The following is an 11,675-nucleotide window of genomic DNA, read 5'->3' on the forward strand; positions in this document are numbered from 1 at the left end:
TAACGATACAAAGTTCACCATCTCCCAGAGCATGAAATTCCCCACCATTTACACCCGGCAAAAAGCCCTGCTGGATGCGGAATGGAAGGGTGGGGTGCTGAATGCAGCTGTAAAGGAAAAAGAGCTGCGGCAGCAGGTAACCACCGTATACTACAATATGCTGTACCTGCGGCAAAAGCAGCAGCTGTTGCGGTATATTGATAGTCTGTATGCAGCCTTCCTGGATAAGGCCACCCTGCGCCTGAAGCTGGGAGAAAGTAATATAGTGGAAAAAGCTACGGCCACGGCTCAACGCGGGCAGGCAGGCCAGCAGCTAAACCAGGTATCGCAGGATTACAGCATTCTGCAATCCAGGCTAAAGCTGCTGCTGAACACCGCTGAAGATGTTGAACCGGACCAGGCGCCCTTAAAAATGGAGTTACCTGTTATTACAGATACCGCCGGCCTGTTACAGCACCCTTACCTGCAGCTGCTGGCGCAGCAGCAACAGATCAGCGCTATGCAATACGGCGTGGAAAAGGCCCGGCTGCTGCCTGATCTTTTAGTGGCCTATAACAATACAAGCATTAAAGGCACCGGGGCAGATGATAAGTATTATTCAGCCAGCACACGCTTTCAGTCTGTACAGGTAGGCATAGGCATCCCCATTTTCTTTGGCGCGCAAAAAGCCAGGATCAGCGCACAAAAGATCAATCAAACACTGGCTGAGAATAATTACCAGGCCGGGGTACAAAACCTGCAGTCGCAGTACGACCAGGCGCTGAAACAGTACCACAAAGCCTTACAGGCTGTATCTTATTTTGAGGATACCGGCCTGCAGAATGCAGATACCGTTATACAGGGCGCCAATGACCAGTTCCTGAACGGGGAGATCAATTACCTGGAATGGGTGCTGCTTACCAACCAGGCAGTAGGCATCCGCAATGAATATATAGATGCGTTAAATAACCTGAACAGCGCTATTATTAACATCAATGCTTTAATGAACAGATAAGATGAAGAATGCACAACTATATATATTGGCTTTAACATTCCTGCTGGCGGCCTGCGGGCAAAAGAAAGCAGCAGAAGAAAAAGCGCCGCAGGAAACTGCCGGCAACCTGGTACAGTTAACAGATGCACAGTTCAAGAACGCAGGCATTGTTACGGCCAAACCGGAAAAACACCACATGGCCGAAGAGCTGCGGGTAAGCGGTAAAATTGATGTGCCGCCGCAGAACATAGTAAGCGTAAGCTTTCCGTTGGGCGGATATTTAAAATCCACCAACCTGCTGCCTGGTATGCATGTGAACAGGGGCGATATTATTGGTGTGCTGGAAGATCAGCAGTTTATTCAGCTGCAGCAGGATTACCTCACCTCCAAGGCCCGCCTGGGTTTCCTGGAAAAGGAATACGCCCGCCAGCAGGCGCTGAACCAGAGTAAGGCCAGCAGCGATAAGCTATTCCAGCAAACGGAAGCAGAGTATAAAAGCCAGCAGATCCTGTTACGGGGCCTGGATGAAAAGTTAAAGCTCATAGGCGTGAACGCCGCCCGCCTGAATGAAAGCTCCATTTCACGGCAGGTGAATATTTACGCGCCCATTAATGGTTTTGTAACCAAAGTGAATGTGAACATCGGCAAGTATGTGAACCCGCCGGATGTGCTATTCGAGATCGTGAACCCGGATGATATACACCTGGGCCTTACTGTATTTGAAAAAGACATCAACAAGCTGGCCATAGGGCAGGAGGTGCTGGCCTATACCAATGGCAACCCCGCTAAAAAGTACCGCTGCAAGATCATCCTGGTAGGCCAGGATGTAGAGCCGGACAGAAGCGTGCAGGTGCATTGCCATTTTGAAGATTATGACCGCTCCCTGATACCCGGCACTTTCATGAACGCCACCATAGAAACCACCGCCGATACTGCCTGGGCCTTACCGGAAGAAGCCATTGTACGCTACCAGAACCAGCAATATGTTTTTGTGCAAAAGGATCAGCGCATCTTTGAAATGCAGCCCGTGAAAACCGGCGCGCATGCAGAAGGCCTGGTTGCCATCGTTTCAGAGGATGAGAGCATAAGCCGGCAGGCCTTTGTAACCAAAGGCGCCTACTCCCTGTTAATGCAGCTCAAGAACATCAGCGAGGAAGAAGAGTAACAGCAACCATCCTCCCATCCGCTAAAGACAGCTTTAAGCTTTTTGCTTTCTGCTTTCCGCTTTTTTACTTTTGTGCCATGAAAGCATTTCTTTTCGACATGAACGGCACCATGATCAACGATATGGGCTATCATTTAGACGCCTGGTATAAGATCCTCACCGAGGACCTGGGAGCCAGCCTGGAACGGGAGGCCGTAAAAAAGCAGATGTATGGCAAGAACGATGAACTGCTGATCCGCATCTTCGGGGAAGGACGTTTTACTGCAGATGAGATGGCGGAGCTTTCCGTAGAAAAGGAAAGGCGTTACCAGCAAACCTATAAGCCCCACCTGGAGCTTATAGCCGGCTTACCGGCGTTCCTGGAAAAGGCGTACCAGCAGGGCATTCCAATGGCCATTGGCTCAGCCGCCATTACCTTTAACGTGGATTTTGTGCTGGATAACCTGAACCTGCGCCACTACTTTAAGGCCATTGTAAGCGCAGAAAGTGTGCAGATCAGCAAGCCCCACCCGGAAACCTTTTTACTGGCTGCCAGCCTGATAGGCGTGCAGCCGGCGGATTGTATCGTGTTTGAAGATGCGCCCAAAGGAGTGGAAGCCGCCGCCAATGCCGGCATGCGCTGCGTAGTGCTTACCACTATGCACACCCGTGATGAGTTTGAGGGCTATTCCAACATCATTGCCTTTGCAGATGATTATACCACGCTGGACGTGGATGCTTTATAAGCAGCTTCAGGCCCGGCAGGCCCCTGAACAACCTGCCGGGCCTTATAACCCCTTTCCCGGCTGCATTCCCGCTTACATTTTAACCGCTGCGCATATAATTTTAACCACCTTTTGCTTACCTTTAAAATTAATTGTATAGATGACATTTAATTGTATATCTTGCAACAGGAAATAACCAGGCAAAAGGCCGGTTTAACCACCCGGAGGCAAAAAACTACCGGTCTGATGGTTTTTTAGCAGTTGTTTATAGAATATGAGCCGGGTGATATATATTAGCATAAACTAAACACCTGGGTGTATGACACGTTATTCCCGGCAAACTAGAATGCTGGTAGCCATAGACTGTATTATTTTTGGATTTGACGGGCAGGACCTGAAACTGTTGGTAATAAAACGTGGGTTTGAGCCGGAGAAGGGCAAATGGAGCCTGATGGGAGGTTTTGTACAGCCGGATGAAGGCTTTGAAGAAGCCGCCGCACGTACCCTGAAAGTGCTTACCGGCCTGGAAGGAGTGTACATGGAGCAGCTGATGGCCTTTGGCAGCCCCACCCGCGACATGATGGAGCGCACCATTTCTGTAGCTTATTTTGCGTTGATAGACATTAACACCTACAAGCAGCAGCTAAGCGAAGAATACCGCGCAGAATGGATCTCCCTGAAGAAATTGCCGAAGCTGATCTTTGACCATGCCGACATGGTTGAGCAGGCACAGGCAAGATTAAGGTACAAGGCAGCCATTCACCCCATCCTGTTTGAGCTTTTACCCCAGAAGTTTACCATCCCGCAGTTACAGATCCTGTATGAAGCAGTATATGATACCGTGTTCGACAAGCGTAATTTTAGCAGGAAGGTATTGTCTACCGGATTGCTGGTAAAACAGAAAGACAAGGAAAGGGCCAGTTCCAAAAGAGGTGCGTTCTATTATAAGCTGGACAAAAGAAAGTACAGCGCCAAATTCCACGCGTTCCTCAACTTTGTGGCCGATCCGGGCAATTTGAAATAATAGATGGAGTACCCGTATAACCGGGCGTTATGAAAAGGTATCACCAGTTATTTATGGCTAATTTGCCACGTCAGTAATCGTTAAGCGTTCAGCATTATGCGTTCGGCGTTCAGCATTCTAAATTTTTTTGTTCTTTTTAATAAATGTCACTACGACAATAAAAGAAATCAGTTTAATCTGGTATTATGAAGCCGGCATGATTAAAATAATCATTAAACACACAGGGGAATGATTGTTTTGATCATCTAAGGCTCCATCCGGCCAATGAAAAATCAAGAATAAACAGATGAAAAATGATGTTTTTGTAATAGGGGTGGATTTTGGAACCGATTCTGTACGCGCACTGGTGGTAAATGCCCGCACAGGGCAGGAGGCCGGCAGCGCAGTGCATTATTATCCCCGCTGGAAACAGGGCCTGTACTGCGATGCAGCCCTGCAGCAATACCGGCAGCACCCGCTGGATTACCTGGAGGGCCTGGAACAGAGCATTAAAGGGGCTTTACAGCAATGCCCCGCCGGCACCGCACAGCTGGTAAAAGGTATTTCTGTGGATACCACGGGCTCCACACCCGTAGCTGTAGATGCGCAGGGCACCCCCCTGGCCTTGTTACCCGGCTTTGAGGAGAACCCCAATGCCATGTTTGTATTATGGAAAGATCACACCGCTAATGAAGAAGCGGCCCTGATAAATGAAGTAGCCCACGCTAACGGAACGGATTATACGAAATACTGCGGCGGCATTTACAGCAGCGAATGGTTCTGGGCCAAGATCCTGCATGTGGTAAGAACAGATGCAGCCGTACGCGAAAAAGCCGTTTCCTGGGTAGAGCATTGCGACTGGATCCCGGCAGTGCTTACCGGCAATAATCAAATAGCTACCCTACTGCGCGGCCGCTGCGCCGCCGGCCACAAAGCCATGTGGCATGCAGCCTGGGAAGGTTTACCTCCCGGCAGCTTTCTGCAAAAGCTGGACCCGCTGTTAGGCAAATACGATAAAATGTTTACAGATACCGTGGTGGCTACCGTACCCGCCGGCGCCATTAGCGCTGAATGGGCTGCCCGCCTCGGTATCCCGGCAGATACGGTGATAGGCACCGGCGCCTTTGATGCGCACATGGGTGCTGTAGGAGCAGGTATACAGCCCTACGCGTTATGCCGCGTAATTGGCACCAGCACCTGCGATATATTAATGGCGCCCCTGGAAGAAGCCGGCCACCTGTTTGTAAAAGGTATTTGCGGACAGGTAGATGGTTCCGTGGTGCCCGGCATGTTAGGTCTGGAGGCCGGTCAATCGGCCTACGGTGATGTATATGCCTGGCTGCGCCGCTTCATCATGCAGCCTTTATATGCTATTATGAAAGAAGAGGAGGAACAGCTGGCCATGGCAGAAAGCAAGCTGCTGGCGTATCTGGCAGAACAGGCGCAGCAGCTTCCCTTAACACAAAATGATCCGCTGGCCCTGGACTGGTTCAATGGCCGCCGTACGCCGGATGCCAACCATACCGTAACCAGCGCCGTAGTAGGCCTGCACCTGGGTATAGATGCGGTACAAATGTTCCGCGCCCTGGTAGAAGCTACCGCCTTTGGCGCCCGCAGCATTGTAGAACGTTTTGTAAAGGAAGGCGTGCCCATTCACGAAGTGCTGGCCCTGGGTGGTGTGTCCAAAAAATCAGGATATGCCATGCAGGTACTGGCCGATGTGCTGGACCGCCCCATTAAAATAGTACGCAGTGAGCATGCCTGCGCATTAGGCGCCGCCATGTTTGCCGCTGTTTGCGCCGGCATTTACCCGGATGTAACCGCTGCACAGGAAGCTATGTCATCCGGCTTTGAACATACCTGGTACCCACAGCCGGAAAAAGTAAAGTATTACGCTAACCGGTATACGAAATTCCTGGAGCTGGGAGCCTTCACCGAAAAATTTTATGCATGAGCAGTAATCCGTATAAATCCATCAGGGAACAGGCATATGAAGCCAATATGGCGCTGCCCCGCTTGGGGCTGGTGCTGTTCACCTTCGGGAATGTGAGCGTAGTGGACCGCGAAAAAGGTGTGTTTGCCATTAAGCCCAGCGGTGTGCCCTATGAGCTGTTAAAGCCCAAACAGATCGTGATAGTGGACTTTGATGCCAACACAGTAGATGGTAAGCACCGTCCCTCATCCGATACTAAAACACATGCCGTGTTGTACAAACACTGGGAAAAAATAGGCGGTATTGTGCACACGCACTCCACCTATGCTACAGCCTGGGCACAGGCACAGCGCGATATTCCCATCTTTGGCACTACGCATGCCGATCACCTGACCGTGGATGTGCCCTGCGCACCGCCCATGGCTGATGACATGATCAAAGGGAACTATGAATACGAAACCGGCTTCCAGATCATGAACTGCTTTAAGGATAAAAACTTATCCTATGAAGAGGTGGAAATGATCCTGGTAGGCAATCATGCCCCCTTTACCTGGGGTAAGGATGCCGATAAGGCTGTGTATAACGCTGCCGTACTGGAAGAGGTGGCCCGCATGGCCCTGTTAACAGAACAGGCCAACCCGCAGGCCCCGCGCTTAAAGGATACGCTGATCCGTAAGCACTTTGAACGTAAGCACGGACCAGACTCGTACTACGGGCAATAGCCAATTACGGATTATTCAATTACGAATTACGAAATACATCATTGCCATTCGTAGTTCGGGAACAGTTGATGTGCCAGTGAAGGATTATAATTAAAACTGGTTTAATCATAATTGATAATTCGTAGTTGATAGTTCGTAATTAAAAAAGGGTATTGCATAAATCGAAAACCTTCGCTAATGCAGTTCAGCCTAATTCGTAATTCGTAATTCGTAATTGAACAATTCGTAATTAAAAAATACTACGTTCATGATAAACTTAAAGACCTTCGAAGTTTGGTTCATTACCGGCAGCCAGCATCTGTATGGAGAAGAAACATTAAAACAGGTAGCAGAACATGCGCAAACTATTGCCAGGTCACTGGATGGCGCGGCAAGCATTCCTGTTCGTATTATATTTAAACCCGTGGTAAAAACCCCGGACGAAATATACCGTGTTTGCCAGGAGGCCAATACCACGGCTAACTGTATAGGCATCATTGCATGGATGCATACTTTCTCGCCTGCTAAAATGTGGATAGGCGGCCTCAAAGTATTACAACGTCCTTTACTGCACCTGCATACCCAGTTTAACCGCGATATTCCCTGGGGGCAAATAGATATGGACTTCATGAACCTGAACCAGTCAGCCCATGGCGACAGGGAGTTTGGTTTTATGATGTCGCGCATGCGCATGAACCGCAAGGTGGTAGTAGGCCACTGGCAGGAGAGCAGTGTACAGGAAGAAATAGGCACCTGGCTGCGCGCCGCCGCCGGCTGGTACGACTGGCAGGGCGCCCGTTTTGCCCGTATTGGCGATAACATGCGCCAGGTAGCTGTTACTGAAGGAGATAAGGTAGAAGCTGAGCTGCAGTTCGGCTACTCCGTAAATGGATATGGAATAGGGGATGTAGTAGCTAAAGTAAAAGCGGTAAGTGATGCGGAAGTGGCCCGCTTAGTGGCTGATTATGAACAAAGTTACCAGGTAGCAGCCTCCCTCCGTAAAGGTGGTGATCAGCATGCTTCCCTGCAAACTGCCGCAAGAATAGAATTAGGCTTGCGTGCTTTCCTGGAAGAAGGTAACTTTAAAGGGTTTACTGATACCTTTGAGGACCTCCATGGTCTTGACCAGCTGCCCGGTATAGCCGTGCAGCGCCTGATGGCAGATGGTTATGGCTTTGGCGGCGAAGGCGACTGGAAAACATCGGCCCTGGTGCGCGCTATGAAAGTAATGGGCAGCGGCCTGCCGGGTGGTACCTCTTTTATGGAGGATTATACATACCACTTTGACCCGGATAACCGTTTAGTATTAGGCGCGCACATGCTTGAAATATGTGCCTCCATTGCTAACGGCAAACCTTCCTGTGAAGTGCATCCCTTAGGTATTGGTGGAAAGGCTGACCCCGTGAGACTTGTATTTAATGTAGCTGAAGGCCCGGCCATTAACGCCTCTGTAATTGATATGGGTAACCGCTTCCGCCTGCTGGTGAATGAAGTGGAAGCAGTAAAACCGCAGCATGAGCTGCCCAAGCTGCCTGTTGCGCGCGTGCTGTGGAAGCCCCTGCCGGATATGAGCACCGCCTGCGCAGCCTGGATCCAGGCCGGCGGCGCACACCATACCTGCTACAGCCAGCACTTAACCGCTGCCCATATGCAGGACTTTGCAGACATGGCCGGTATTGAATATGTGCGTATCGACAAAGAAACAAAACTGTATCAGTTCAGGAATGAGCTGCGCTGGAACGAAGTATTTTACCAGATCAATAAACGATAGATCTAAAGTTAGTTGCTGATTAACCATCAGCCATTGATGACGTGGAATAACAAAAGGCCGGATTCTTCCGGCCTTTTTTTTATGGGGGTAGATATGGCAATTGTAGCAAAAGCCGGAAGAATCCGGCCTTTGTACATTTAAAAAACACTAAACAAATAGAACCGCTGTTATTGCTTACCGGTAGTGCGGTCCAGCTCAATCCTGGCAGAGAGGTAATCATATACCGCCTCCAGGTAGTTCAGCTGCGCCGTAGTTAAGGCCAGTTCAGCATCCGTTAATTCCAGTCTTGTTGTTACACCTTTCTGATAGCGGTATTGCACAATTGTATAGCTCTCACTCGCAGTGGTTTGTACCTGTAGCTGCGTTTGCATTCTTTCAAAAGTTTCCTGTAAGTTGGCTACCACCTGCCGCACCTCTGTTTTCAGCTGCTCATAAGCATCCGTGATCTCAATACCCGATTGCTCATAAGAAAGCTTGGCCTGCCTGATCTTAGCCAGGTTGCTGCTGCCGCTGAATAAGGGTACCGTTACCTGTGCGCCTGCAAAAGATGCTGCCGGCCAGGAGGCATTAGTGAAATCAAACTTACGCGCCTGTGTTTGCAGCTGGTACTGGCCTACCAAAGACACTACGGGTAAGCGTCGTGCTTTGGCCAGGGCAATACCCTGCTCACTGATCTGGCGGTTAATGTTCAGCTGCTGCAGGTCGGGGCGGTTGGCCTTTGCCTCTTCATACACCGCGGTTTCCTGCGGTATTACAATAGCTTCCGGGTGCCGCAGCAGTGAATCCGTAAGGTTCACCTCCTGCAGGGAATCAATGCCTATGAGCGTGGTAAGCTGCAGCTTGCCTACTTCAATGGCTTTGTTCAGCCGCAGAATATCGGGCTCCAGGTTTTTTACGCTGGTATATGCACGCAGCGTATCTACCCGTAAAGCCCGGCCCTGCGCCAGTAAGGAGCTGGCATCCTGCAGGGCCTTTTTATTACGCTGCAGGCTTTCATACTGCAGCTTTAAGCGTTGGTTCAGCACCAGTATGCCCAGGTAGGTGCGTTTCACCGCAGCGCTGATATCTATCTCTTTAATGGCATAGCTGCTGCGGCTGGCTTTTTCCTGCAGCTGCGCTTCGCGCTGGGAGGGCCTTGCGGCCGGATTATATACCGGGTAGGAGGCAGAGAGCGCAGCAGAGAACTGATCGCGCCCGCCAAAACGGCTGTAGGGAACTTTATCCTTATCATTCGTTTCCCCTAAGCCAAAAAACACCGGCAGGTCAAAATAATGCGCGTACTGCGCACCTATGCCCGCAGAGGGCAGGGACAGGCTGCGCGCCACTTTCCGCTGTTCCTGCGCCACGCTGATATCAATGTTGGCCGCCTTTAGCTGGCGGTTATTCTTAATGGCCATTGATACTGCATCCTGTAACGATAAAGAGATCGTTTGTGCGTGAACGGTAGCACCGTACAGGAATAGCCCGGCCGATAATAAAATACTATATGGAAAAAATGTTCTACTTGTCATAATGCATCGTTTGTATGTACAGCAACAGGGTGGCCGCCTGCATGCGCTAAGCCGGCAGACCCGTTTACATCCGGTAGCGCTGGTTTAGCGGGCCGGGAGAAATATGAATAAACAGAGGGGATCACATACAGGGTAAGCACACCGGCGAAGATCAATCCACCCACTACCACAATACCCAGCGAGGTACGGCTGCCGGAGGAGTTACCCAGCGAAAGGGCAATGGGCAATGCACCAAAGATCATGGCCAGCGTGGTCATTAAAATGGGGCGGAACCTGGATACCGCTGCATTCAGCACCGCCTCTCTTACCGTTTGCCCGGCCTGTTTATTATGATTGTCAAACTCCACGATCGGGATCCCGTTCTTCGTGATCAAACCTATGAGCATAATGATACCGATCTCACTGAAGATGTTGATGGACTGCCCGGTGAGCCACAGGCTCAGTAATGCGCCGGTTACCGCCATAGGCACCGTTAACAGGATGATGAACGGATCTATCAGACTTTCAAACTGCGCGGCCAGCACCAGGTAAATAAGAATGATGGCAAAGATGAAGGCAAAGAACAGGCTGGAGCTGCTTTCCGCATAATCGCGGCTTTGGCCTGCCAGGTCGGTGGAGAAACCTTTGGGCAATACCCTTGCAGTAATACCATCCAGCTCCTTGATAGCCTGGCCCAAACTTACGCCGGGCGGCGGTGTAGCGGAAATAGTCACCGCGTATGACTGGTTGTAACGGTAAATAGCGGGAGGGCTGATACCTTCTTTCAGAGACACCAGGTTATCCAGCGATACCATGTCGTTGTTAGCGGCTTTTACAAACAGGGAACGCAGGTTCTCCGGTGTGGACCTTTCTTTACGGTCCAGCTGACCGATCACTTCGTATTGCCTATCGTTGTAAATGAAATATCCGTAACGGCGGCCACTCAGCGCCAGCTGCAGCGTACGGCCAATTTCCTGGGTGGAGATGCCCAGCTGGGCGGCCCGTTGCCGGTCAATGGAAATACTGATCTCCGGGCGGTTCACCTTAAAGTCAGGATCCTGGAAGCTGAGCTTTTTGCTCTGATATACTTCACCCATCAGCTTAGGCATAATGTTCACCAGCTGCTGCAGGTCCGGCGCTTTAATAACATACTGCACCGGCTGTGTTGTAGCAAAACCACCGATAGTGGGAATCTGTATGGGAATACATAATACATTGCGGAAGCGCCCTACAGCGCCCATCAGCTTCTGGTACACCTGCGCCTGCGACATTTTGCTTTTACGGTCCTTCGGATCTTCCAGGAATATCCATTGGAAGCCGCCGTTCACGGGCTGTGCCAGGGTGCCTATGCTGGCTGCAATACCGGCATAGGTGCGGCTGTTGTTCAGGTCGGGGATAGAATCTGCTACGTAGTTGCTGATCTCTTTCATAGTAGCTTCCATACTTTCATAGGAAGTACCTTCCGGTGCAATCACTGCCAGGCCTATCATAGAGCGGTCTTCCAGCGGCGCCAGCTCTGAAGGCAGCTTGGGCGCCAGCACATAAGCAATGGCAAACGACAGCAGCAGCAATCCAAAACCTGCCCAGCGATAGCGGAAAAAGAAACGCAGTGAACGCTCGTACCCGTTGTTCAAACCAACAAACCAGGGTTCTGTTTTGCGATAGAGCCAGCCATGTGTAGCGCCGGCTTTCAGCAGGTAAGCGCTCATCATGGGCGATAAGGTTAACGCCACAAATGCCGACACTAACACGGAACCTGCTACCACTATTGCAAACTCTTTGAACAAACGGCCGGTGATACCGCCTAAGAATAAGATGGGCAGGAACACCGCTGCCAGCGTGATGGTGGTGGAGATCACCGCAAAGTATATTTCATTGGAACCCGTGCGTGCGGCCTGCATCGGGTGCATGCCCTGTTCCACCTTACTGTAAATA

9 protein-coding genes are annotated in these 11,675 nt (G+C 50.6%); 7 read left to right on the top strand and 2 right to left on the bottom strand.

Features of this window, described 5'->3' with window-relative positions:
* From VIM87_RS08445 to araA, 7 genes are all read left to right on the top strand, one after another.
* Positions 1–994, top strand: a 994-nt coding sequence (locus tag VIM87_RS08445; protein WP_331996557.1) for a TolC family protein, incomplete at its 5' end; no start/stop codon positions are given.
* A gap of 25 nt (positions 995–1,019) precedes the next feature.
* Positions 1,020–2,138: an efflux RND transporter periplasmic adaptor subunit gene (locus VIM87_RS08450; protein ID WP_331996558.1), complete on the top strand. Its 1,119-nt coding sequence runs from the start codon at positions 1,020–1,022 to the stop codon at positions 2,136–2,138.
* Positions 2,139–2,215: 77 nt separating this feature from the next.
* Positions 2,216–2,863: an HAD family phosphatase gene (locus VIM87_RS08455; protein ID WP_331996559.1), complete on the top strand. Its 648-nt coding sequence runs from the start codon at positions 2,216–2,218 to the stop codon at positions 2,861–2,863.
* Positions 2,864–3,161: 298 nt separating this feature from the next.
* A complete protein-coding gene (locus VIM87_RS08460) occupies positions 3,162–3,866 on the top strand; it encodes an NUDIX hydrolase (protein WP_331996560.1) in 705 nt (234 codons plus the stop codon).
* A gap of 286 nt (positions 3,867–4,152) precedes the next feature.
* Positions 4,153–5,799, top strand: a complete 1,647-nt coding sequence (locus VIM87_RS08465; protein WP_331996561.1) for a ribulokinase — start codon at positions 4,153–4,155, stop codon at positions 5,797–5,799.
* Positions 5,796–6,500, top strand: coding sequence for an L-ribulose-5-phosphate 4-epimerase (locus VIM87_RS08470; RefSeq protein WP_331996562.1), 705 nt, complete (start codon positions 5,796–5,798; stop codon positions 6,498–6,500). The genes VIM87_RS08465 and VIM87_RS08470 overlap by 4 nt, the downstream gene beginning before the upstream one ends.
* Positions 6,501–6,747: 247 nt before the next feature.
* Complete coding sequence (araA, locus tag VIM87_RS08475) at positions 6,748–8,250, top strand: L-arabinose isomerase (RefSeq protein ID WP_331996563.1); 1,503 nt, start codon at positions 6,748–6,750, stop codon at positions 8,248–8,250.
* Between the two features lie 167 nt (positions 8,251–8,417).
* On the opposite strand, the gene VIM87_RS08480 is transcribed toward araA, so the two are convergent.
* Both VIM87_RS08480 and VIM87_RS08485 read right to left on the bottom strand, forming a co-directional pair.
* Positions 8,418–9,761, bottom strand: a complete 1,344-nt coding sequence (locus VIM87_RS08480) for a TolC family protein (protein ID WP_331996564.1) — start codon at positions 9,759–9,761, stop codon at positions 8,418–8,420.
* Positions 9,758–11,675, bottom strand: a 1,918-nt coding sequence (locus VIM87_RS08485) for an efflux RND transporter permease subunit (protein ID WP_331996565.1), incomplete at its 5' end; no start/stop codon positions are given. The genes VIM87_RS08485 and VIM87_RS08480, both read right to left, overlap by 4 nt.

The organism is Chitinophaga sp., from assembly GCF_036569125.1.
In the GTDB taxonomy this organism is placed as follows: Bacteria; Bacteroidota; Bacteroidia; order Chitinophagales; family Chitinophagaceae; genus Chitinophaga.

What these genes read in the sequence shown, in the direction of transcription:
- VIM87_RS08480 (WP_331996564.1), bottom strand. Translation starts at nt 9,761, where the DNA reads ATGACAAGTAGAACATTTTTTCCATATAGTATTTTATTATCGGCCGGG.
- VIM87_RS08460 (WP_331996560.1), top strand. Translation starts at nt 3,162, where the DNA reads ATGACACGTTATTCCCGGCAAACTAGAATGCTGGTAGCCATAGACTGT.
- VIM87_RS08465 (WP_331996561.1), top strand. Translation starts at nt 4,153, where the DNA reads ATGAAAAATGATGTTTTTGTAATAGGGGTGGATTTTGGAACCGATTCT.
- VIM87_RS08470 (WP_331996562.1), top strand. Translation starts at nt 5,796, where the DNA reads ATGAGCAGTAATCCGTATAAATCCATCAGGGAACAGGCATATGAAGCC.
- VIM87_RS08455 (WP_331996559.1), top strand. Translation starts at nt 2,216, where the DNA reads ATGAAAGCATTTCTTTTCGACATGAACGGCACCATGATCAACGATATG.
- araA (WP_331996563.1), top strand. Translation starts at nt 6,748, where the DNA reads ATGATAAACTTAAAGACCTTCGAAGTTTGGTTCATTACCGGCAGCCAG.